The organism is Microbacterium sp. G2-16M, from assembly GCF_055809115.1.
The window spans coordinates 1,315,161-1,337,610 of sequence record NZ_CM147897.1 but is presented as its reverse complement, the minus strand read 5'-3'; the positions used below and the strand labels follow the sequence as shown (position 1 = coordinate 1,337,610).

Here is a 22,450-nt window from a genome sequence, read left to right as displayed (position 1 = left end):
ATGGATATAACGAATATGATCATACCTCTAGAACTCGACGTCGAGAGGGTGGCATGACAGAGAACACCGGTGGGGACCTGCTCGCAGAATCGCTGATGGCCCAGGGCGTGGACACGATCTTCGGCATCCCCGGCGTGCAGTTGGACGCCGCTGCGGACGCTCTCTACGCGCGATCGGATCGGATCCGCTTCATCTGCGCACGCAACGAGCAGGCGACGACCTACATGGCGGACGGCTACGCGCGCAGCACAGGGCGGGCCGGCGTCGCGATGGTGGTCCCCGGTCCCGGTGTGCTCAACGCCCTCTCCGGCATCGCCACGGGGTACTCGGCGAACTCCCGCACGCTGCTGATCGCCGGGCAGATCGACTCCGACGCGATCGGGAAGGGACTCGGCGCCCTGCACGAGATCCCCGACCAGACCGGCATCCTGCGCACCCTCACGAAGTGGACCGGATCCGCTCGCAATGCCGATGAGATCCCGGGCCTCGTCGCCGAGGCCTTCCGCCAGCTGACATCCGGGCGCCCCCGCCCGGTCGCCCTCGAAGTGCCGCCGGACACCCTGGCCGCCTTCTCGGGCGCCGCTCCGGCGTCGGCGATCGAGGCCGCACCGACGGCGCCAGACGAGCACAGCATCCGTGCAGCCGCCCAGTTGCTGCACGCCGCCCGCCGCCCGCTCATCGTCGTCGGCGGTGGCGTGATCGCCGCGGATGCCACAGCCGCCCTGCGCGAGGTCGCCGAACTGCTCGAGGCGCCCGTGCTGATGACCGAGAACGGTCGCGGTGCCCTCGACGCGCGACACCGCCTCGCGTTCGACGGGCTCGCACTGCGCGCGTTCCGCGGCGAGGCCGATCTCGTGCTCGCTATCGGTACGCGCTTCGTCTCCACGTTCGGCACCCAGGTCGACACCGGCGGTGCGCCCGTGATCCTGATGAACGCCGAGCCGGCCGACCTTGACGGTCCCCGCCAGGCGACCCAGCGCGTGCTGTCGGACGCGCGGCTCGGACTCGAGGCGCTCGCCGCCGAGCTCGGGCATCCTTCGCGCGAGGACCGCTCCGGAGAATTCGGCGCCGTGCGCTCGTGGCTGGACGCGCAGTTCGCCGACATCGCACCGCAGCGCGAATACCTCGGTGTCATCCGCGAAGCGCTCCCAGAGGACGGCGTGTTCGTCAGCGAGTTCACTCAGGTGGGCTACGCGGCCAGCGCCTGCTACCCCGCCTACCAGCCGCGCACCTACATCGGACCCGGCTATCAGGGCACCCTCGGCTATGGGTTCGCGACGGCATTGGGCGTTAAGGCGGCAGACCCGCAGCGCGCGGTGGTATCGGTCAGCGGCGACGGCGGCTTCTCCTGGACGCTGCAGGAGCTGTCCACCATGAAGCGCTACGGGCTGGGACTCGTCTCCATCGTCTTCCACGACGGCTACTACGGCAATGTCCGCCGAATCCAGAAGAACCGATACGGCGCCCGCTACTTCGCGACCGACCTCACGAATCCCGACTATCCGGCGCTCGCGCGGGCCTTCGGCGTCGAGACCGCCACCGCGCACGATCCGTCGTCGCTGGGCGCTGCGCTGGCCGATGCCGTCACCGCGAACGAGCCCATCCTCATCGATGTCCCGGTCGGCGAGTTCCCATCGCCGTGGCACCTGATCCACGAGGGTGTGCCGCGGCCGGATCCCCTGCCGGCGGGCTCACACCTGGCGTCGGCGCCGCTCGTGGCCCAGGGGCCGACGGCATGACCGCCGTGATCGGCCACTACATCGCCGGGCAGTGGCAGCCGACGCCGGGACGCGAGGTCATCGAGGTCGACAGCCCCGCCGATGGGGCTGTTGTCGGGGCGGTGGTCGCCGGTGATGCGGATGACGTGGACCGGGCGGTCGCGTCGGCTCGCGCCGCCTTTCCCCGATGGGCGGCGACCTCGATGGCCGAACGCATAGCGGTCGTCGAGGGACTCGCCGCGGGGCTCGAACGCCACCGCGAAGGCCTCGCTCAGACGCTGACCGCGGAGATGGGTGCGCCGATCGTGTTCGCGCGCACGGCACAGGTGGGCGTCGCGATCGCCGATCTCGTCCACCTCGTGGACGCCGCCCGCGCATTGGTCGGGCGCGAAGCCGTGTCGCGCAGCCTGGTCGTCACCGAGCCGGTCGGCGTGGTGGCCGCCATCACCCCGTGGAACTTCCCGCTGCATCAGATCATGCTCAAGCTCGGCGCCGCGCTGCTGGCCGGATGCACGGTCGTTCTCAAGCCGAGCGAGGTCGCACCGCTCAATGCCGCCGTCGTGGGCCAGATCCTCGACGAGATCGGCCTGCCCGCCGGCGTGGTCGCGATCGTCTTCGGCGACGGCGCGGGTGTGGGTGAGCCCCTGGTCGCCCATCCGGATGTGGATATGGTGAGCTTCACCGGGTCTCGGGCCGTGGGTGAGAAAGTCGCCCGCGCGGCGGCGGCCACCGTCAAGAAGGTGGCGCTCGAACTGGGCGGGAAATCGGCGGCCATCATCCTCGACGATGCCCCGCTCGACGAGTCGGTGGCCGGCGTCCTGCAGTCCTGCTTCGCCAACGCCGGACAGACCTGCGCCGCGCTCACGCGCGTCCTCGTGCCGCAGCACCGGCGCGCCGAGTGGGAGCGGGCGGCCGTGGCGGTGGCGTCGCGGTGGGAGCCGGGCGATCCGTTCGCGAACGAGACTGCGATGGGGCCATTGGCCTCGCACCGACAGCGGGAACGCGTCCGCGCCCACATGCAGAATGCCGTTGCCGACGGAGCGCGGCTCCTTGTCGGCGGCGACGAACACGTGGACATGCCGGGCGCCTACGTCGCTCCCACGATCTACACCGACGTGACGCCCGAGATGCGGATCTTCCGCGAGGAGGTCTTCGGCCCGGTGCTCGCGATCACCGGATACGAGACGCTCGACGAGGCTGTCGCGCTGGCCAACGACAGCGACTATGGGCTCTCCGGCGGCGTCTGGTCGGCCGACGAGGGGCGCGCTGTGGAGGTGGCCCTCCGCCTGCGCACCGGAACCGTGGGGATCAACGGCGCAGGACTCGACGTTGGAGCACCCTTCGGCGGGTACAAGCAGTCCGGGCTCGGTCGCGAGGCGGGACGTCGCGGGCTCGAGGAGTTTCTCGAGATCAAGACCGTCATGGGAGCATCGGCGTTCGCGGATCGTGACGGGATCGAAACGGATCGTTACACGCGCGAAACACACCTATCGACATAATTGATAATAATCATTCACCCCGGATGCAGAGAAGCATCCCTCTGAAAGGATCACTCATGAGACGCGGCCCTATCGCACTGCTCGGCGTCCTCGGCGTCGCAGCGCTCGCACTGTCCGCCTGCAGCGGTGGCGAAGGCGGAACCGACGGCCCCGTGAGTCGGGACATCACCGTCTCCCTCACCGGTGATCCGGGCGAGCTCAACCCGATCACGAATGCCACCGAGGCGGGACAGATCGTGGCGTCCTACGCCTATGAGACGCTCGTCTCGTTCCCCGCAGGCAAGGACCCCGAAGGCGAGATCGCCGACAGCTGGACCGAGTCGACGACCAGCGTGGAGTTCACGCTCAAGGACGGCGTGCTCTGCGCGGACGGGTCGCCGCTGACGGCATCCGATGTGAAGGCGAGCTTCGAGTACGCGGGCGCGGAGAAGACCGGCTCGCCGTACAAGGGCGTCTACTTCCCGGCGTCGGGACTGACCATCGCAGCCGACGACGACGCGGGCACGGTGACCTTCACCAGCGCAGATCCGCAGAGCTTCCTGCTTGGGACGATCGGGCTCATGCCAATCGTATGCGCGGCTGGCGTCAAGGATCCGACCCAGCTGGGTACCACCTCGCTGGGGACAGGGCCATACACGCTGACCGATTCCTCGCCGGGGCAGACATACACGTTCACTCTGCGAGACGACTACACCTGGGGCCCTGGTGGCGTGACGTCGAAGACGGCTGGCCTCCCCAAGACGGTCACCCTGAAGGTGATCGATAGCGAGTCCACGACTGCCAACATGCTGCAGGCGAACGAGCTCAACATCGGAATGGTCGCCGGTCCCGACCGCGACCGTCTCGATGCGCTGAACCTGAAATCGCAGGTCGTGCCGACCCGTCCCGGCCTGCTGTTCACGAACCAGGCGGAGGGCCGGCCGACCCACGACCCCGCCGTGCGCAAGGCGCTCGCCTCGGCGATCGACCGCGACGCGGTGGGCAAGGTGTCCACGAGCGGCCGTGGCGAGCCGATGAAGACGCTTGTGAGCACGTTCAGCAACGTCTGCACCGATGCCGACGCGACCAGCGCCGTGCACCCATTCGACCCCGACGCCGCCGCGTCCGCTCTCGACGCGGCCGGCTGGACACTCGGATCGGACGGGACTCGTGCGAAGGACGGCAAGCAGATGAAGCTTGTGCTGCTATACCCCGGAAACGTCGACGATTCCGCCGTATCGGGTATCGAGCTGATCCAGCAGGAGCTCGCCAAGATCGGTGTCACGGCGACGCCGACGCCCTCTCCGGCCTACACCGACGTCATCTTCCAGGGCGGCGACTGGGATCTGATCTGGGCGCCCATCTCCACCACGCTGCCCAGCACGTGGCAGGGGATCATGTCGGGGGAGTTCCCTCCCAACGGCGGCAACTGGACCTACAACACGAATCAGGAGTTCTTCGACCTGGCGGCGAAGGCGCAGAAGCTGGCCGGCGACGACAGCTGCGATGCATGGACAGCGGCTCAGGCCTCCCTCATCGCGGATGCCGCGGTGATCCCGTTCTCGGAGTCCAGCGAGACGTACTACGGCAACGGCGTCTCGTTCGGGATGAACTCGAACGGACTCGTCGTCCCGACCTCGGTGCGGGTGGCAGAGTAATCGGATGGTGGCACTCGCTCCCACTCCTACGGCCGTCGTGGCGGCGTCCCAGCGACGCCGCCACGGCAGCCCGTTGCTGCGGTTCCTGCTCGGCCGGCTCTGGCGGGCGATCGTGGCCATGTGGGTGATCGTCACGGTGGCGTTCCTCGTGCTGAGGCTCGCCGGCGGCGATCCCGTGCGTGCCGCACTCGGCGCCACGGCAGACCCCTCTGTGGTGGCGGCGCGCAGGGAGCAGCTCGGCCTGGACCGGCCGCTGATCGTCCAGTACTTCGACTACCTCTGGGGGCTCGTCCACGGCGACCTGGGTGTATCGCTGATCACCGGGCGATCGGTGAACGAACTGGTCGCCAGCCGACTGCCGGCGACGTTGGAGCTGGCGGGCATCGCGTTCGCCGTCATCCTCCTGGTCGCGGTGCCGGTGGGGCTGTTCGTCGCGATCCTGACCCAGGGCAACCGGCGCCGTGGTGTCGAGGTCGCCTTCACCGGGACGACCTCGTTCGTCGCCGCGGTCCCCGAATACCTGCTGGGCGTGCTGCTGATCATCGTCTTCGCCATCGGCCTGCACCTCGTGCCGGTCGCCGGCCGCAGCGGCCCCGCGTCCTACATGCTGCCGGTCATCGCCCTCTCGGTCGCGTCGGCGGCCTCGATCGCGCGCATCGCGCGGATCGAGGCCCTCGCCACGCTGGGCGACGACTATGTGCGCACCGCCCGTTCCAAGCGGCTCCCGGCGGCCATGGTGTACTTCAAGCACGCTCTGCCCAACATGCTCACCGCGACCCTGACGATCGGCGGCACGATGCTGGGCACGATGGTCGCCAGCGGCGTGCTGGTCGAGCAGGTGTTCAACTGGCCCGGGATGGGCACGGCGTTCGTGCAGGCCATCACCGCGAAGGACTACGGGATCGTGCAGGGCCTCGCCCTCGTCTATGCGGCGATCATCCTCGTGGTGAATCTGCTCGTGGACATCGTCCTGTCGATCCTCGACCGCCGCACCACACTGCTGGAGACGACATGACCCGTCGCCGGCTCAGCCTGCCGACCCAGCCGATGGCGGTCATCACCACTCTGATGCTGCTGGTCCTCGTGTTCTTCGCCGTGTTCGCCCCGCTCTGGTGGGGGGACGAGGCCGTGACTGCGAATCCGGACGCGATCGCGCTCCCGCCGTCGTCGGAGCATCTGCTGGGAACCGACAACCTCGGTCGTGACATCCTGCTGCGGACCCTGGTCGCGACCCGGCTGTCGCTGGTGATGGCACTGGCCGCCACCGCCCTCGGGGCGGTGGTCGGACTCGCCCTCGGCGCACTGCCGGCTGTGCTCGGACGCCGGACGCAGAGCTGGTTCGCGAACATCATCGCGACCTGGCTCGCCTTCCCCGTGCTCCTGGTGGCCATGCTGACCGTCATCCTGCTCGGCCCAGGAGCGACCACGGCCGTCGTTGCGCTCGCGCTCACCATGGTGCCGTCGTTCGCGCGACTCGCGCAGACCCTGTCGGCGCGGGTGGCCGGGGCCGAATATCTCGCGGCTGCGCGGATGCTGGGCGTGTCACAGGGTCGTCAGTTCACGCACTATGTCCTCCCGAACATCGCCGAACCCGTGATCGTGAACGTGACGACGTCGATCGGCGGCGGGCTGCTGGCCCTGTCGAGCCTGAGCTTCCTGGGTATCGGCGTCCAGCCGCCCGACTACGACTGGGGGCGGATGCTGTCCGAGGGCTTCGCGCAGGTGTACATCTCTCCGGTCGCGGTGGTCGGCCCCGGCGTCGCGGTTGTGTTCGCCGGTCTCGCGTTCAGCCTGTTCGGCGAGGCGCTGGCCGGGTACCTGCGCAACCGCCAGATCGCCCGCACGCTGTCGCCGCGCCGTCTCGGCGCGGCGCCGCGGGTCGACGCGCCGGTGGATGCCGATCCGCCGCAGCATGCCGCGCTGTTGGATGTCCAGGGCCTCAGCGTCTCGTTCCCGGGCGAGCACGGCTGGGTGCGCACGGTGCAGGACGTGTCGTTCCGTGTCGCCGCCGGTGAACTGGTGGGCGTCGTCGGTGAGTCCGGCAGCGGCAAGAGCGTCACGTTGATGTCGGTCGCACAGCTGGCACCCGCCGGCGCAGCGCTGACGGCATCCCGTATCGTCTTCGACGGCAGCGAGCTCGCTGGGCTGTCGTCCGGGCAGGCGGGCACGGCGCTGGGCACCCGGGTGGGTGTCGTGTTCCAGGATTCGCTGACCGCGCTGAATCCGGCGCTGCGGGTCGGAACGCAGATCGCCGAGGTTCCGAGGGTGCACGGTGGGGCGAGTCGCGCGCAGGCTCGGCGTCTGGCCGTGGACGCTCTTGAGCGCGTGGACATCCCGGAGCCCGCCCGTCGTGCCCAGCAGTTCCCGCATGAGTACTCCGGCGGGATGCGGCAGCGCGCACTCATCGCGATGTCGCAGATCGGGTCGCCCTCGCTGATCATCGCCGACGAGCCGACGACCGCGCTGGACGTGACGGTGCAGCGGCGGGTCCTCGTGATGCTGCGGCGGGAATGCGCGGACAAAGGGTCCGCAGCCATCGTGGTCTCACACGACATCGCCGTTCTGGGTGAGTTATGCGGCCGCATCATGGTGATGTACGCCGGCCGGATCGTCGAGGACGTCGATGCCGCCCATCTGGCCACGCCGGAACGGCTGGCGCATCCGTATACGCGTGCGCTCGCCGCCTCGCTGCCCGACCTCGACACCGACCGGACGAGCCCGCTTGCGACGATCCCCGGCGAGCCGCCGGACCTGTCGCAGCCCGTGCTCGGCTGCCCGTTCGCCCCGCGCTGCGCGTTCGCGACCGATCGCTGCCGCACCGAGGCGCCGCCGCTGCGGCCGCATGCTCACGGCGGTCGGGTCGCATGCTGGCACCCGCAGGACGTCGCAGCCGAGGCGCGACACACGTCCGAGGAGGTGGCCGTCTGATGGCCGATCTGATCATCGAGGACCTCGTGGTCACGTTCGGGCACGGGCGTAGCGAGTTCCGCGCCGTCGACGACGTGTCGCTGACGGTGCCGCACGGCACGATCGTGGGACTCGTCGGGGAGTCGGGATCGGGCAAGTCGACCGTCGCGCGCACGGTGGCCGGTTTCCAGAAGGCGAGCTCGGGGCGGATAGCCCTCGGAGGCCGAGACCTGCTGCGGACCCGGGGTGTCGGCCGGAAGGAGCGCGCCCGCGAGGTGCAGATGATCTTCCAGGACCCATACTCGTCGCTGAACCCGCGCATGACGGTCGGCGAGACGATTGCCGAAGCGCTGGCCACGCACACGGGTCAGAGGTCCGCCGAGCGGCGTCGCGGCGTACAGGACCTGCTCGAGCTCGTCCGGCTGAAGTCTGCCGCGGCCGAGCAGTACCCGGCACAGCTGTCCGGCGGGATGCGGCAGCGGGTAGCGATCGCCCGTTGCCTGGCAGTGAAGCCCCAGCTGATCGTCGCGGATGAGATCACCTCCGCGCTGGATGCCTCGGTGCAGGGGGCCGTGCTGAACCTCCTCCGCGAGCTCCAGCGCGAACTCGGGCTGTCGATGCTGTTCATCACGCACAACCTGGCGGCGGTCCGCTACATCGCGGACACCACCGCCGTGATGCAGCGCGGCCGGATCGTCGAGATCGGGGATGCCGCCGAGGTCGTGGCCCGTCCGACCCACCCCTACACCCGGAGCCTCGTCTCCGCGATCCCTCGTATCGAACACGCGGGGTCCGACCATCTGCTCACCGATACGGAGGCTTTGACACCGTGACCATCGTCGACGACGCCCGCGACATCCTGCCCGACCTGGTGCGGCTGCGCCGCGAGATCCATTCCGATCCCGAGCTCGGTCTGCAGTTGCCGCGCACCCAGGAGCGGATCATCCGCGCCCTCGACGGTCTCGGAGTGGAGATCGTCCGGGGCACCGCCCTCGACTCGGTCGTCGCCGTGCTCCGCGGCGGGCACCCCGGCCCCACCGTGCTGCTGCGCGGCGACATGGACGGACTGCCGCTGCAGGAGCAGACGGATGTCGCGTTCCGCGCGACCGGTGACGCGATGCACGCCTGCGGACACGACCTGCACATCGCCGGGCTGGTCGGAGCGGCGCGGCTGCTCGCGGGGCGGCGGGACCAGTTGCACGGCGACGTCGTGTTCATGTTCCAGCCCGGCGAGGAGGTCGGCGACGGCGCCCGCCTGATGGTGGAGGAGGGTCTCCTGGATGCGAGCGGCACCCGCGTGAGCGCGGCCTACGCGATGCACGTGGTCACCGGGACGCGCGGCGTCTTCTCCACCCGACCGGGCGCGCTGATGGCCGGCGCCCTCGAGCTGCAGGCGACGATCGTGGGGAGGGGAGGTCACGCCTCCGCACCGCACCTGACCATCGATCCGGTGCCTCCCGCTGCCGAGATCGTGACTGCGCTGCAGAGCTACGCCACCCGTCGGCACGACGTGTTCGACCCGATCGTGATCACCGTCACACAGTTGCAGGCGGGTGCATCCGCGTTCAACATCATCGAGGGGACCGCTCGACTGGGGGCTTCGGTGCGGGTGCTGTCGGATGCTGCGCTGCAGAGCGTGCGCGAGGACATCCCGGCGCTGATCCAGCACATCGCCGCCGCGCACGGCTGTACCGCGGACGTTCGGTTCGAGTTGCTGTGCCCGCCGCTGTCGAATGACGTCGCCCTCGGCGAGCAGGTGCTCGCGACCCTCGGCGAGACGTTCGGGACCGAGCGGGTCTGGACCACGCCGTCGCCGGTGATGGGATCCGAGGATTTCAGCTACGTGCTGCAGGAGGTCCCCGGCGTCTACTTCTTCCTCCGCGCGACTCCGCCCGAGATCGACCATGAGGCCGCCGCACCGAACCACACGCCGCACGTCGTCTTCGACGACTCGGTCCTGGGCGACCAGGCGGCGGCGCTCGCGGCGGTCGCGCTCGATCACCTGCGGGCATGACCGCGATCGCCGCGGGCCCAGCCGTCGAGCACGCGACCACCCGCCACCTCGCCGCGCTCGGCGACGGGCATGAGCTGCCGTTCATCGCCCGGACGCAGGCGACGCCCCTGCTCGTCGACGGCGCGGACGTGGGGGCGGCCTGGACATTCTCTTACACCGTCGACCCCGCCGACCGCGCGCGCCCGGTGCTGTTCCTGTTCAATGGCGGCCCGGGGTGCTCGTCGGTGTGGCTCCATCTGAGCGGACTCGGCCCGTTTCAAGCCGCTGTGCCCGGGGATCCCGCGGCGCCGGTCGCGCTCGCCGATCCGCTGACGGCGAGCACGGACACCATCCTCGACGTGGCCGACCTGGTCTTCCTCGATCCCGTCGACACCGGCTTCTCGCGCCGCCCGGTCGGCATCGATGCGGAGGCGATATCGGGAGCGGATCGAGACGCCGCACTGACCGCACAGGTCATCCGTTCCTGGCTGACCCGTCATGGTCGCCTCGGGGCGCCGGTCTTCCTGCTGGGAGAGAGCTACGGAACCATTCGTGCCGCGCTGACAGCCACGTGTCTGCGGAATGAGAGTGTGCCCGTCGCCGGCGTCGCGATGCTCGGGCAGTGTCTGAATGCGCAGGAGACGACGCAGAGACCGGGAAATCCGACGGGATACGTGGCCGCTCTCCCCTTCATCGCCGCGACCGCCTGGTATCACGGCAGGAGCGCGCACGCTGATCTCACGCTCGACGCAGTGACGCGGCAAGCCCACGCGTTCGCGATCGACGAGTACGCCGCGGCGCTCTCGCTCCCCGACGTCGATCCCGAGACCGTGCGCCGCCTCGGCGAATTCTCCGGGCTCGACGACGAGCAGCTGCGCGCGCGCCGGCTGCGCATCGACAAGGAGGAGTTTCGCACCCTGCTGCTCGCCGATCGCGGGCTCGTGGTCGGGCTCACCGACACCCGCTACACGGTCGGGGCGCCGCCGCCGGCATCGGCGCAGCCGGACCTCGATGCCGCCGACATCCGCATCGATCCCGTCTTCGCCGTGGCCGCCGCGCGGCTGTTCACCGACGAACTGGGCCTGACCGAGACCGAGGGATATCGGTTCGCGGCCGCGGCCCACGACCACTGGGACTACCTCGAGGCATCCGCCGTCTCACGTTTCGGCGGCAGCGCGCGGCCGTCACCGTTCGCGATCTTCGACTATCCGGCGCACCTGGCCGCGCTGCTGCGCAGCGACCCTGCCGCCCGGCTGTTCTTCGGCGTCGGCCATTTCGACGCGCTCACGACGGTCGGGTCGCTCCAGCACCTGCGTGCGCAGTACGGATTGCCCGCCGACCGGATCGCCGAGGGCAGGTACCCGGCCGGACACATGATGTACACCGACCCGGCGAGCCGAACAGCGCTGGCCGCGGACCTCCGCGCCTTCCTCCGCGGCTGACGCTCAGGGGCGCACCGGAGTGTGGTCCGTGGCGTCCGCATAGAAGGAATGCAGGTCACGCCGCATCTGCGCCACGACGTCCTCGTCCACGAACGTCATGTGTCCCGACTCGTAGAACCGGAAGCGGATGTTCTCCCGCAGACGAGGTGCCAGATAGAGCTTCGCGACGTCGACCTCAGTGCCGAAGAACGGCGTGGCCAGGTCGTACACGCCGCCCATGACCGCGACCTTGAGGTTCGGGTTGCGTCGCATCGCTGCCGACAGATCGAGGCTGACATCCGGCACGGGCGTCGGCGCGTCGACGCCAGGCGCCTTGTGACGCCAGTCCCAGGCTTGTGATATCGGCATGTTGTGCAGGTGACGGTAGTGCAGTTCGGACGTATAACCGAGGTCGCCGGCCACATGCTCGCGGAAGGCCGACAGATGTGCGCTGTTGACCCCCGCCGTCGCCGCGTCGTCGGTGGCCGGGTCGTGTGAGCCCGTGCCGATCACGTACTGGTGATCGGCGATGAAGCGCGTGTCGAACCGTCCCACGACCCGACCCTGGTCTCGCAGCAGAGCATATCGGAACGGCTCCATGCCGATGCGGAAGTGCCGGGCGAGGACGTCGTCCACGTCGAGACCGGTGAACGCCGCGAAGCGCTCAGCGACCGTGCGCTCCTCGTCGGGGTCGATTCGGTCGCCGCGCTGGAGCGCATGCGCGTACGGCCCCTGTGCGAAGTCCCGAGCCTGGGTGAGCAGATCCTCGAGGGATTCGGCCTCGACCCGGGATCGGCCATGGAACCGTGCGGTGGCGGCGAATGACGGCAGAAGGTTGATGTGCTCCTGGTCCAGGCCGAGATTGTTCTCGGCCCAGTTGAGCATCGTCGACAGCAGGACGACGCCGTTGAAGTCCAGTCCCTGGTTCTGCAGGCGGTGCACGAGCGCGCTCGCCCGGGTGGTGCCATACGACTCGCCGAAGAGGAATCGCGGCGCATTCCAGCTGTTCGTGATGGTGAGGTATCGCGTGATCGCCCGAGCGAAGGCGTCGGCATCCTGGTCGACGCCCCACACCTTGTCGGGTGTCGTGTCGCCGAGAAGGCGGGAATACCCGGTGCCGGGCGCGTCGAGGAAGACGAGGTCGCTGTCACCGAGGAGCGTGTGCGGGTTGTCGCCCACCGTGTACGGAGCCGGAGGAGTGGCCACCGGCGTCGCAGTGGGCGCGCGGCGCGGCCCGAACCCGCCGATGTTCAGCCACAGGCTCGCCGATCCGGGGCCGCCGTTGAACAGGAAGGTCACGGGCCGGCGCGGCGCATCGGCCGCACGATCGGCGACATAGGCGAGGTAGAACATGCTCGCGAGTGGGCCACCGTCGTCGTCTCGGATGAGGACGGTGCCCGCGGTGGCGGTGTAGTCGATCGATCCCGCATCGACGGTGAGGCAGTGGCGCGAGGACACCGTTTCTTCGACGGCGGGGGCGGAGAGCTCAGGCTCGGTCATGGTTCTCCTAACGAATAGAACGATTAGTATGAATACCCTACCGCTCGCTTCGCGCCGGTGTGGATCAACCCGGAGGCTCGCCCCAGGCTCAACTCGACGCGGACTCCCAGGCCAGCGACTCGATGTAGCGCAGCAGCACGCCCTCGCGCAGCGCCCACGGGCACACCTCGAGCTCGGCGACATCCATCAGCTCCATGGCCGTGTGCAGCACGACGGCGCCCGCGACGATCTGGAACGTGCGGTCCGGGGTGATCCCCGGCAGCTCCTGGCGGGCGGATGCCGGGATCCGGGCGAGCCGCGGGATCCACGAGCCGAGTGCGGCGCGGGGCAGCAGCATCCGCTCGTTCCCGGTCCACCCCGGTGCCGGGAACCCGGCGAGCCGGGCGAGCGAGCGGACCGCCTTGGACGAGCCGACGACATGGTCGGGGCCCGGCAGGGCGCGGAAGCGCGCGGCCACCGGAGCGAGGGTGTCGCGGGCGTGCGCGCGCAGCACGGCCACCGCGGCCTCGCCCGGCGGGTCGTCCGGGAGGAAGCGCAGCGTCATCCGCCCGGCGCCCAGCGGGACGGATGCCGCGACCTCCGGGAGCTCGTCGGGTCCGGCCGCGAGCTCGAGCGAGCCGCCGCCGATGTCGAACAGCTGGATCCGTCCCGACGCCCAGCCGAACCAGCGCCGCACGGCCAGGAATGTCAGCCGCGCCTCGGTCTCGCCGTCCAGCACCTGGAGCGGCGCGCCCAGCGTGCGCTCCAGCTCGGCGATCACCGCCGGCCCGTTGGTCGCGTCGCGGACGGCTGAGGTCGCGGTGGCCAGCAGCTCGTCGACGTGCTCGATGGCCACCTGATCGCGGGCGTCGGCGACAGCATCCACCAGCGCGCGCACGCCTTCATCGCTGATGGATCCGTCGGGGGTCAGGAAGCGCATCAGGCGCACGATCGAGCGCCGGCTGGTCGTGGCCAGCGGCCGCCCGCCGGGGCGCACGTCGGCGACCAGCAGGTGGACGGTGTTCGAGCCGATGTCCAGGACTCCGAGGCGCACGGGGACAGCGTAGTGCGCGGGGCAGCGGCAGACGGGGCGGCGTCCCCGCCGATACGATGGCCGGGTGCCAGAGAATGCGCCCGCACCCGAGATGTACCGCGAGATCCCGCGCGCCGAGTGGGCGCGCCTGGCCGCGGGCATGGCCCAGCCGCTCACCGAGACCGAGGTCGTGCAGATCCGCGGCCTCGGCGACCGGCTTGACCTCGCCGAGGTGCGAGACGTGTACCTGCCGCTGAGCCGGATGCTGAGCCTGTACGCCCGGGCGACCAAGCAGCTCGGCGCCGACACGGCCGCGTTCCTGCAGGAGGCCGATTCGACGACTCCGTTCGTGGTGGGGGTGGCCGGATCGGTCGCGGTGGGCAAGTCCACCATCGCGCGGCTGCTGCGCGAGCTGATGAGCCGCTGGTCGGACACCCCACGGGTGGAGCTGATCACGACCGACGGCTTCCTCTATCCGAACGCCGAACTGGAGCGCCGCGGGCTGATGGACCGCAAGGGCTTCCCCGAGTCGTACGACCGGCGCGCGCTGGTCGAGTTCCTGATGGCGATCAAGAGCGGCGCTCCCGAGGCGCGCGCGCCGTTCTACTCGCACATGCGCTACGACATCATCCCGGACGCGCACGTGACGATCCGGCGTCCGGATGTGCTGATCGTGGAGGGGCTGAACGTCCTGCAGCGGCCGGCGGCACCGGACGACGTGTCGGTCGGCGACCTGTTCGACTTCTCCATCTATGTGGATGCCGAGGCATCCCACATCGAACGCTGGTACGTCGACCGGTTCCTGGCGCTGCGCAGCGGCGCGTTCAGCAACCCGAACTCGTTCTTCAAGGTGTTCGCCGACCTGGACGACGACGCCGCGGTCGCGCGCGCACTCGGATTCTGGAACGACATCAACCTGCCGAACCTGGAAGAGAACGTCCTGCCCACGCGCAAGCGGGCGACCCTCGTGCTGCGCAAGGGACCCGACCACGCCGTGGAGCACGTGCAGCTGCGCAAGCTCTGACGCCCCTCGGCGCGGGTCGTCGCCCGCGGCGTTCTGAGCGGTTGCCGGTGCGTGCAGAACTCCGGAGTTCTGGTGTGAGAGCGGCCTCCTGCCTGCTGATGGGGCGGTATGCCGCGCAGATCTCCGGAGTTCTGCACGGGCGGGGCGGGCGCACGGGGCGGTGCCGGCGCGCGGGCGGGGCGGGTGCCCGGGGCGGGGCCGGTGCGCGGGGCGGTGCCGGCGCCCGGGCGGGGCGGGCGCCCGGGGCGGGGCGGGCGCACGGGGCGGTGCCGGCGCGCGGGCGGGGCCGCCGCCGCCGGACCCGCCCAACCGGGGCTTTGTACAGGCGCCTCGCAATCTGTGTTCCGTACGATTGACGGCATGTGTGGAATCGTCGGCTATGTCGGACCCCGTGAGAGCCAGAGCATCCTCATGTCGGGCCTGGCGCGTCTGGAATACCGCGGCTACGACTCGGCCGGCATCGCCGTCATCGGCGAGGACGGCGAGCTGGGGATGCGCAAGCGCGCCGGCAAGCTCAGCGTGCTGCGCGACGACCTGATCCGCACGCCGCTGGCCGACGGCACCACCGGCATCGGCCACACCCGCTGGGCCACGCACGGCGGACCCACCGATCAGAACGCGCACCCGCATCTGGCCGACGACGGAAAGCTCGCGGTCATCCACAACGGGATCATCGAGAACTTCGCCGCGCTGCGCGCGGAGCTCGAGGCATCCGGTGCCCACTTCCTGAGCGAGACCGACACCGAGGTCGCGGCGCTGCTGCTGGCCCGCGAATACCGGGCGAACGGCGACGATCTCGCGGCGGCCTTCCGTGCGACGGTGAACCAGCTGGAGGGCGCATTCACGCTCCTGGCGATGCACGAGGACCACCCCGGTCTGGTCGTGGGGGCGCGCCGCAACTCTCCGCTGGTGATCGGCCTGGGCGAGGGCGAGACCTTCCTCGGCTCGGATGTCGCGGCGTTCGTCGAGCACACCCGGCACGCCCTGGCGATCGGCCAGGACCAGATCGTGGCCATCCGTCCCGGGGCCGTCGAGGTCACGGACTTCGACGGGACTCCGGTCACGCCGGAGCCGTTCGAGGTGACCTGGGACGCCGCCGCCGCCGAGAAGGGCGGCTGGCCGTCGTTCATGGCCAAGGAGGTCTCGGAAGAGCCGGATGCCGTGGCCAACACCGTCCGCGGACGCATCAGCGACGCCGCGGTGGCCATCCCCGAGCTGGACGGGCTGGACGAGCTGTTCCGCGACATCGATCGCATCGTGGTGATCGCGTGCGGCACCGCCGCCTATGCTGGCCAGGTCGGCAAATACGCGCTCGAGCAGTGGGCGCGCATCCCGGTGGACGTGGAATTGGCGCACGAGTTCCGCTACCGTGACCCGGTGCTCAGCCCTCGCACGCTGATCGTGTCGATCAGCCAGTCCGGCGAGACCATGGACACGCTCATGGCCGTCAAGTACGCGAGCGAGCGCGGCGCCAAGACGCTGTCGATCTGCAACACCCAGGGCGCGACCATCCCGCGCGAGTCGGACGCGATCGTGTACACGCACGCCGGGCCCGAGGTCGCCGTGGCCTCGACGAAGGCGTTCGTCGCGCAGATCACCGCGCTGTACCTGCTCGCCCTGCACATCGGTCGGGTGCGCGGCGCGATCAGCGCACACGAGCAGGCGGTCAACGTCGCCGAGCTGGAGGCCGTGCCCGACAAGATCCAGCAGATCCTGGACGAGGAGCAGGAGCGGACCACCCAGCTCGCGCACTGGATGGCCGACACCCGCTCGGTGCTGTTCCTGGGTCGGCACGTGGGCTTCCCGATCGCGCTGGAGGGTGCGCTCAAGCTCAAGGAGATCTCGTACATCCACGCCGAGGGCTTCGCCGCCGGCGAGCTCAAGCACGGCCCGATCGCGCTGATCGAGCCCGGTCAGCCGGTGTTCGTGATCGTCCCGTCGCCGCGGGAGTCGCCGCTGCTGCACGACAAGGTCGTGTCGAACATCCAGGAGATCCGCGCCCGCGGCGCCCGCGTCATCGTGATCGCCGAAGAGGGGGATGCCGCGGTCCTGCCGTTCGCCGACGAAGTGCTGCGCATCCCGCTGGCCGGTCCGCTGTTCGAGCCGCTGCTGGCCGTGGTGCCGCTGCACATCTTCGCGATGGGGCTGGCCACGGCCAAGGGCCTGGACGTCGACCAGCCGCGCAACCTCGCCAAGTCCGTCACCGTCGAGTAGCCCCCGCTCTTCTCAGCCGCGGGCGCGTTCTCTTCTCTTCTTCTCTCTTCTCTTCGAAATCGTACGATTTGGCCGAGTGCACATCATCCTGGGCCGGGTTTGATGTGCAGTCGCGGGTTTGATGTGCAGTCGCGGTGATCCGAAGATCCCGGCGCGATAAAGTCGAGGATGCCGCACCCGCGGCGCTGAGGGGAGTCCGCATGATCGTCGGGATCGGCGTCGACCTCGTCGACATCCCCCGATTCGAGCGGACCATCGCGCGCACGCCGCGACTGCTGACCCGCCTGTTCGCCCCGGCCGAGCGTCCGCTGGCCGCACGCTCGCTCGCGGCTCGCTACGCCGCGAAGGAGGCGTTGATCAAGGCACTGGGCGGATCCGACGGCGTGCACTGGACCGAGATGGAGATCACGACGGATGCCGCGGGCAAACCGTGGTTCTCGCTCACCGGCTCCACCGCCGAGGTCGTGGCCGGTCGCGGCATCCGCACGCTGCATCTGTCGATGTCGCACGATGCCGGCCTCGCGATCGCGTACGTCATCGCCGACGGCGAACCCGGCCCCGCAGAACCCGCCCCCGCAGAACACGCATCCGCTTCAGCCCCCGCATCCGCTTCAGCCCCCGCAGAACCCGCATCCGCTTCAGAACCCGTGGAGCCCAGGACATGACCCGGATGGCCGACGGCGTGCTGCGCGAGGCCGTGATCGACACCTCCGCCATCACCGAGAACGTCCGACAGCTGCGCCGCGTCGTGCGCACCGAGGTCATGGCCGTGGTCAAGGCCGAGGGGTACGGCCACGGTGCGGTGCGCGCGGCGGCGGCCGCGCTCGCCGGTGGCGCCACCCGGGTGGGCGTGACCGACATCTCCGAGGCGCTCCAGCTGCGCCGTGGCGGGATCGATGCGCCGATCCTGGCCTGGCTGCATGCGCCCGGGGCCGCGTTCGACGAAGCGGCGGCATTCGGCATCGAGCTGGGCATCTCGAACATGGAGCAGCTGCAGCGGGCGGCGGCCGCGGCATCCGCCGATCGTCCGGTGCCGGTGCACCTGAAACTGGAGACCGGGCTCGGCCGCAACGGCATCTCGCCGGCCGAGGCATCCGCCGTGCTGGCAGAAGCAGCGCGGCTGGAGCGCATCGGCCGCCTGCGGGTGGTCGGGCTGTTCAGCCACGTCTCGAACACCTCGCCGGAGGAGGATCGCGCCGCGCTCGCCCGGTTCTCGGACGGCTTCGCCACCGCCTCGGCCGTGGGCCTCGCGCCGCAGCTGCGACACATCGCCGCGACCGCCGCCGCGATCTCGCTGCCCGAGACCCGGCTGGACTGCGTCCGCCTCGGGATCGGCATCTACGGTCTCTCGCCGTTCACCGGGCGGACCTCGGCCGAGCTCGGGCTGCGTCCGGCGATGACGGTGCGCGCCGGCGTGGCGGCGGTCCGCCGCGTGCCCACCGGGCAGGGCGTCTCGTACGGCTACACCTACCGCACCCGGCAGGAGACCACCCTCGCGCTCGTGCCGATCGGCTACGCCGACGGGGTGCCCCGACAGGCCTCGGATGCCGGGCCGGTGACGATCGGGGGGCGCCGCTTCCGCGTCGCCGGACGGATCGCCATGGACCAGTTCGTCGTCGACGTCGGCAACGCGCCGGTGGCGGTGGGCGACGAGGTCGTGCTGTTCGGCGACCCGACCCTGGGCGTGCCCGCCGTCGAGGAGTGGGCGGATGCGGCATCCACCATCAACTACGAGATCGTCACCCGGATCGGGCCGCGCGTCCCACGCCGTGAGGCGTCGGTGTGACCGGGCTCGACGCGCTCGTCGGGCGGCACGAGGTGGCCTCCGCATCCGATATGGAGCGGCTCGGCGTACGAATGGGCGGGATGCTGTCGGCCGGCGACCTCGTGGTGCTCACCGGTCCGCTGGGTGCGGGGAAGACCACGCTGACCCGCGGCATCGCCGAGGGGCTGGGTGTGCGCGGACCGGTGCAGAGCCCGACGTTCGTGATCGCGCGGACGCATCCGTCGCTGACCGGCGGTGCGCCGCTCGTGCATGCGGACGCCTACCGGCTCGGTTCGGCCCGCGAGCTGGACGACCTCGACATCGACGTCGACGACGCGGTCGTCGTGGTCGAGTGGGGTCGCGGCATGGCCGAAGGGCTGCGCGAGGTCTGGTGGGAGGTGGAGATCGAGCGCGCGGCCGGCGGGGATGCCGCAGGCACGGCCGACCTGCGCGTGGCCGACGTGCGCGGGGACGCGGTGCGCGGGGACGCGGGCACGGCCGACGTGCGCGGGGACGCGCTCCCCGACTGGGACCCGGAGGACGAGGACGCGCCGGACCCCCGCGTCGTCACGATCACCCGACGCCCGTGAAGCGGCCATCGGGCTCACGGTGCGAGCAGGGACCGGTGCGGGCCACGACTACCCTGGAAGGGTGATTCTCGGCATCGACACCTCCCTCGGCACGACCGTCGCGGTCGTCGAGGCCGACGGGGTCATCCTCGCCCAGGTGGACAGCGCCGAGCCGCTCGCGCATGCCGAGGTGATCGGCACGCTGCTGGAGCGCGCACTGGCGGAGGCGCAGCTGTCGGAGGCCGCGCCGGCCGGGGCGAGGGTGTCGGAGTCTGCGCCGGCGGTTGCCGCGCAGCATCCCACCTCCTCCGCGACTGCACATGAACCTCGCGAGAGCACATCAAACTCGGCCCAGACTGATGTGCACTCGGCCAAATCGTACGATTTCGAGGCGGGGGGAGGGGTGACGCACGTGGCGGCGGGGATGGGGCCCGGGCCCTTCACCGGACTGCGGATCGGGATCGCCGCCGCGCGGGCGTTCGCGCTGGGGCGGGGCATCCCGGTCGTCCCGGTCGTCAGCCACGACGCGATCGCGCTGCAGATCATGCTGGGCGACCCGTTCGACGAGCTGCCGCGCTTCGCCGTGGTGACCGACGCCCGGCGCCGCGAATACGCCTACTCGGTCTACGACGGCACCGACGACGACGGACTGCCGGTCCGGGTCGCCGGCCCCGCCCTGGCCCCCCGTGATCGGCTGGACGATGTGCTGGCCGAGTTCGGCGCGCAGCGGCGCGACGCGCATGCCGCGTCGGGGGCGATGATCGCCCTGGTCGCCGCGCGCGCCCTGCAGGCCGGCCGCGAGGTCGCCCCCCGCGACGCGATCTACCTGCGGTCGCCCGACGTCGCCCCGCCCGCCGCGCCGAAGCGGGTGGGCACGTGACCGCCGCGCTGCGCCCCGCCGTGCCGGACGATCTCGACGCGATCATGGCGCTGGAACAGGCATCCTTCCCCACCGACGCGTGGAGCCCGCCCATGATGCGCGACGAGCTCGCCTCACCGCACGGCCGCTATCTCGTGCTCGTCTCCGACGGCGTCGTGGCCGGCTACGCGGGGCTGCGGGCGCCCTCCGGCGCCCACGACGGCGACATCCAGACGATCGCGGTGGCGGCGGCATCCCGCGGCCATGGATGGGGACGGATGCTGCTGCGCGCGCTGATCGACGAGGCGGTGCGCCGCGGGGTGCGCGATCTGTTCCTCGAGGTGCGCGCCGACAACCCGGTCGCGCAGGCGCTGTACGTCTCGGAGGGATTCCGCGAGGTCGGGCGCCGGCCGCGCTACTACCAGCCCGACGACGTCGACGCGATCGTGATGCAGGCCGATCTCACCCGCAGTGAGGCGCGCAGAACTCCGGAAGAATGGACGGGGCGGACCGAGGACCGGCCGGATCCGGCCCGTGATGTGCAGAACTCCGGAGTTCTGCACGCCGACCTGCCGAGCGGAGGCGAGGAATGAGCCGGGAGCCGCTGGTGCTGGGCATCGAGACCAGCTGCGACGAGACCGGGATCGGCATCGTTCGCGGGCGCACCCTGCTGAGCAACACCATCGCCAGCAGCATGGAGCTGCACGCCCGCTACGGCGGCGTGGTGCCCGAGGTCGCGGCGCGCGCCCACCTCGAGGCCCTCGTGCCCACGATCGACGCGGCGCTGACCGAGGCCGGCATCGCCCTGACCGACCTGGATGCGGTGGCCGTCACGTCCGGCCCCGGCCTCGCCGGCGCGCTCATGGTGGGCGTCGGCGCGGCGAAGGCGCTCGCCGTCGCCCTCGACAAGCCGCTGTACGCCGTGAACCACCTCGTCGGCCACATCGCCGCCGACATCCTCGACGCCGACGCCGGCCCGCTGGACTACCCCACCGTCGCGCTGCTGGTCTCGGGCGGGCACACCTCGCTGCTGCTCGTGCGCGACCTGACCGACGACGTGGAGCTGCTGGGCGAGACGATGGATGACGCGGCCGGCGAGGCGTTCGACAAGGTCGCCCGCATCCTGGGGCTGCCCTACCCGGGCGGGCCCGAGATCGATCGGGCCGCGGCATCCGGCGACCCGGCGGCCATCCGGTTCCCACGGGGGCTCGCGCGCGCGTCCGACATGGACCGGCACCGCTACGACTTCTCGTTCTCGGGGCTGAAGACCGCCGTCGCCCGCTGGATCGAGCAGCGCGAGGCGGCGGGCGAGACGGTGCCGGTCGCCGATGTGGCCGCGAGCTTCCGTGAGGCGGTCGTGGACGTCCTGGTGACGAAGGCACTGGATGCCTGCGCCCGGCACGGCGTGCCGCGGCTGCTGCTGGGCGGGGGAGTGATCGCGAACCGTCGGCTGCGCGAGGTCGCGCTCGCGCGCGCGGCGGCGGCCGGCGTGACCGTCCGCATCCCGCCGCTGAGCCTGTGCACCGACAACGGCGCGATGATCGCGGCGCTGGCCGCACAGCTGATCATGTCCGGACGCGAGCCGTCCACGCTCGCGTTCGGCGCCGATTCGACGCTGCCGGTCACCGAGATCCAGGTGGCGGCGCAGGATGCCGGAGCCGCCGCATGACCGCGTCGCGCACGCCCGACTCCCCGACCGACTCCCCGAAGGGGCGCAACCCGAGGCGCCCGGCGCCCACGCCGGAGATGCCCACGCCGGAGATGCCCACGCCGGAGATGCCCACGCCCGACAGGCCCACGCCGGACAGGCCCAGTCCGGACAGGTCCAGTCCGGAGGACTCCGTGCCGCCGAAGCCGCCTCTGCCGCCCAAGACATCGAAGACGTCGAAGCCGCCGGTGACGCCGGTCGAGACCACCGCCCCGACCCCGGACGTCGACGCCGACGCGGGCGCGACGGCGCTGCCCGGCGCCCACCAGGGCGGGTTCCAGCGGCTGCCCACCGCGCCGGTGGACGTGCCCGCCACCGACAGCGGGCCCGCCGAGGACGGGGAACCGTTGCCGGAGGCGCAGTGGGTCACCTCGCATTCCGCTCCCCGCAGCCTCGCCGGCGGCGCCCTGACGATGGCCGTCATCGCCCTGATCGTCTCGTTCTTCGTCGGGTGGGGGTTCCCACTGGGCCTGGTGGCGATCGTGCTCGCGATCATCTCGCTGCGCCGCCCGCGCGACAGCACGGTCGTCGCCGCCTGGGCGCTGGCCCTCGGCATCCTCTCTGTGCTGTACAGCGGCGGATGGCTGCTGTGGGCGGCGGGCCAAGCGGGCCTGGCCGAATAGC

At 70.8% G+C, this 22,450-nt stretch carries 19 protein-coding genes and 1 pseudogene; 17 read left to right on the top strand and 3 right to left on the bottom strand.

Translation table 11 applies throughout. The features are described from left to right. Nucleotides 1-53 precede the first annotated feature (53 nt). From AC0L6F_RS06400 to AC0L6F_RS06365, 8 genes are read left to right on the top strand one after another with little or no spacing between them, the layout of a single operon-like run. Nucleotides 54-1,739 (top strand): thiamine pyrophosphate-dependent enzyme, encoded by a 1,686-nt coding sequence (locus tag AC0L6F_RS06400; RefSeq protein ID WP_473539601.1) that lies wholly within the window; start codon nucleotides 54-56, stop codon nucleotides 1,737-1,739. Next, nucleotides 1,736-3,217 carry an aldehyde dehydrogenase family protein gene (locus AC0L6F_RS06395; RefSeq protein ID WP_473539600.1) on the top strand — a complete coding sequence of 494 codons (1,482 nt, stop codon included), beginning with the start codon at nucleotides 1,736-1,738 and terminating at the stop codon, nucleotides 3,215-3,217. Before AC0L6F_RS06400 ends, AC0L6F_RS06395 begins: the two co-directional genes overlap by 4 nt. 56 nt (nucleotides 3,218-3,273) lie before the next feature. After that, nucleotides 3,274-4,854: an ABC transporter substrate-binding protein gene (locus tag AC0L6F_RS06390; protein ID WP_473539599.1), complete on the top strand. Its 1,581-nt coding sequence runs from the start codon at nucleotides 3,274-3,276 to the stop codon at nucleotides 4,852-4,854. Between the two features lie 4 nt (nucleotides 4,855-4,858). Beyond that, the gene (locus AC0L6F_RS06385; protein ID WP_473539598.1) at nucleotides 4,859-5,869 is read left to right on the top strand and encodes an ABC transporter permease; all 1,011 of its coding nucleotides are present in this window, start codon (nucleotides 4,859-4,861) and stop codon (nucleotides 5,867-5,869) included. Beyond that, nucleotides 5,866-7,782: a dipeptide/oligopeptide/nickel ABC transporter permease/ATP-binding protein gene (locus AC0L6F_RS06380; RefSeq protein WP_473539597.1), complete on the top strand. Its 1,917-nt coding sequence runs from the start codon at nucleotides 5,866-5,868 to the stop codon at nucleotides 7,780-7,782. The genes AC0L6F_RS06385 and AC0L6F_RS06380 overlap by 4 nt, the downstream gene beginning before the upstream one ends. After that, complete coding sequence (locus AC0L6F_RS06375) at nucleotides 7,782-8,594, top strand: ABC transporter ATP-binding protein (protein ID WP_473539596.1); 813 nt, start codon at nucleotides 7,782-7,784, stop codon at nucleotides 8,592-8,594. The genes AC0L6F_RS06380 and AC0L6F_RS06375 overlap by 1 nt, the downstream gene beginning before the upstream one ends. Further along, entirely contained in the window at nucleotides 8,591-9,775 is a 1,185-nt protein-coding gene (locus AC0L6F_RS06370) for a M20 metallopeptidase family protein (RefSeq protein WP_473539595.1), read from the top strand. The genes AC0L6F_RS06375 and AC0L6F_RS06370 overlap by 4 nt, the downstream gene beginning before the upstream one ends. Beyond that, nucleotides 9,772-11,196, top strand: coding sequence for a S10 family serine carboxypeptidase-like protein (locus AC0L6F_RS06365; protein WP_473539594.1), 1,425 nt, complete (start codon nucleotides 9,772-9,774; stop codon nucleotides 11,194-11,196). Before AC0L6F_RS06370 ends, AC0L6F_RS06365 begins: the two co-directional genes overlap by 4 nt. Nucleotides 11,197-11,199: 3 nt before the next feature. On the opposite strand, the gene AC0L6F_RS06360 is transcribed toward AC0L6F_RS06365, so the two are convergent. Together AC0L6F_RS06360 and AC0L6F_RS06355 are read right to left on the bottom strand one after the other, a co-directional pair. Then, nucleotides 11,200-12,675, bottom strand: coding sequence for a S10 family peptidase (locus AC0L6F_RS06360; protein WP_473539593.1), 1,476 nt, complete (start codon nucleotides 12,673-12,675; stop codon nucleotides 11,200-11,202). Nucleotides 12,676-12,763: 88 nt separating this feature from the next. After that, entirely contained in the window at nucleotides 12,764-13,708 is a 945-nt protein-coding gene (locus AC0L6F_RS06355; RefSeq protein WP_274637653.1) for a Ppx/GppA phosphatase family protein, read from the bottom strand. A 91-nt stretch (nucleotides 13,709-13,799) separates the two neighbouring features. Between AC0L6F_RS06355 and coaA the strand changes: the two genes are divergently transcribed. The 8 genes and pseudogenes from coaA (at nucleotide 13,800) to tsaD (ending at nucleotide 21,787) form a co-directional block, all read left to right on the top strand. Beyond that, the gene (coaA, locus tag AC0L6F_RS06350) at nucleotides 13,800-14,711 is read left to right on the top strand and encodes a type I pantothenate kinase (RefSeq protein WP_274638531.1); all 912 of its coding nucleotides are present in this window, start codon (nucleotides 13,800-13,802) and stop codon (nucleotides 14,709-14,711) included. Nucleotides 14,712-15,071: 360 nt separating this feature from the next. Next, nucleotides 15,072-16,925, top strand: a complete 1,854-nt coding sequence (gene glmS, locus AC0L6F_RS06345; RefSeq protein ID WP_274637654.1) for a glutamine--fructose-6-phosphate transaminase (isomerizing) — start codon at nucleotides 15,072-15,074, stop codon at nucleotides 16,923-16,925. Between the two features lie 200 nt (nucleotides 16,926-17,125). After that, a pseudogene (locus AC0L6F_RS06340) lies at nucleotides 17,126-17,476 on the top strand (holo-ACP synthase); the annotation flags it as partial. A gap of 110 nt (nucleotides 17,477-17,586) precedes the next feature. Then, complete coding sequence (gene alr / locus AC0L6F_RS06335; RefSeq protein WP_274637655.1) at nucleotides 17,587-18,711, top strand: alanine racemase; 1,125 nt, start codon at nucleotides 17,587-17,589, stop codon at nucleotides 18,709-18,711. A 50-nt stretch (nucleotides 18,712-18,761) separates the two neighbouring features. Beyond that, the gene (tsaE, locus tag AC0L6F_RS06330) at nucleotides 18,762-19,280 is read left to right on the top strand and encodes a tRNA (adenosine(37)-N6)-threonylcarbamoyltransferase complex ATPase subunit type 1 TsaE (RefSeq protein WP_473539973.1); all 519 of its coding nucleotides are present in this window, start codon (nucleotides 18,762-18,764) and stop codon (nucleotides 19,278-19,280) included. 61 nt (nucleotides 19,281-19,341) lie between these two features. Continuing rightward, nucleotides 19,342-20,139 carry a tRNA (adenosine(37)-N6)-threonylcarbamoyltransferase complex dimerization subunit type 1 TsaB gene (gene tsaB / locus AC0L6F_RS06325; RefSeq protein WP_473539592.1) on the top strand — a complete coding sequence of 266 codons (798 nt, stop codon included), beginning with the start codon at nucleotides 19,342-19,344 and terminating at the stop codon, nucleotides 20,137-20,139. Next, nucleotides 20,136-20,711: a ribosomal protein S18-alanine N-acetyltransferase gene (rimI, locus tag AC0L6F_RS06320; protein ID WP_473539591.1), complete on the top strand. Its 576-nt coding sequence runs from the start codon at nucleotides 20,136-20,138 to the stop codon at nucleotides 20,709-20,711. The genes tsaB and rimI overlap by 4 nt, the downstream gene beginning before the upstream one ends. After that, nucleotides 20,708-21,787 carry a tRNA (adenosine(37)-N6)-threonylcarbamoyltransferase complex transferase subunit TsaD gene (gene tsaD, locus AC0L6F_RS06315; protein ID WP_473539590.1) on the top strand — a complete coding sequence of 360 codons (1,080 nt, stop codon included), beginning with the start codon at nucleotides 20,708-20,710 and terminating at the stop codon, nucleotides 21,785-21,787. The genes rimI and tsaD overlap by 4 nt, the downstream gene beginning before the upstream one ends. Here the strand turns inward: tsaD and AC0L6F_RS06310 are convergent. Next, nucleotides 21,741-22,034, bottom strand: a complete 294-nt coding sequence (locus tag AC0L6F_RS06310) for a hypothetical protein (RefSeq protein ID WP_473539589.1) — start codon at nucleotides 22,032-22,034, stop codon at nucleotides 21,741-21,743. The two genes, tsaD and AC0L6F_RS06310, sit on opposite strands and share 47 nt — an antisense overlap. On the opposite strand from AC0L6F_RS06310, the gene AC0L6F_RS06305 reads away from it, so the two are divergent. Next, a complete protein-coding gene (locus tag AC0L6F_RS06305; protein WP_473539588.1) occupies nucleotides 22,015-22,449 on the top strand; it encodes a hypothetical protein in 435 nt (144 codons plus the stop codon). The genes AC0L6F_RS06310 and AC0L6F_RS06305 overlap by 20 nt on opposite strands. Nucleotide 22,450: the final 1 nt, after the last annotated feature.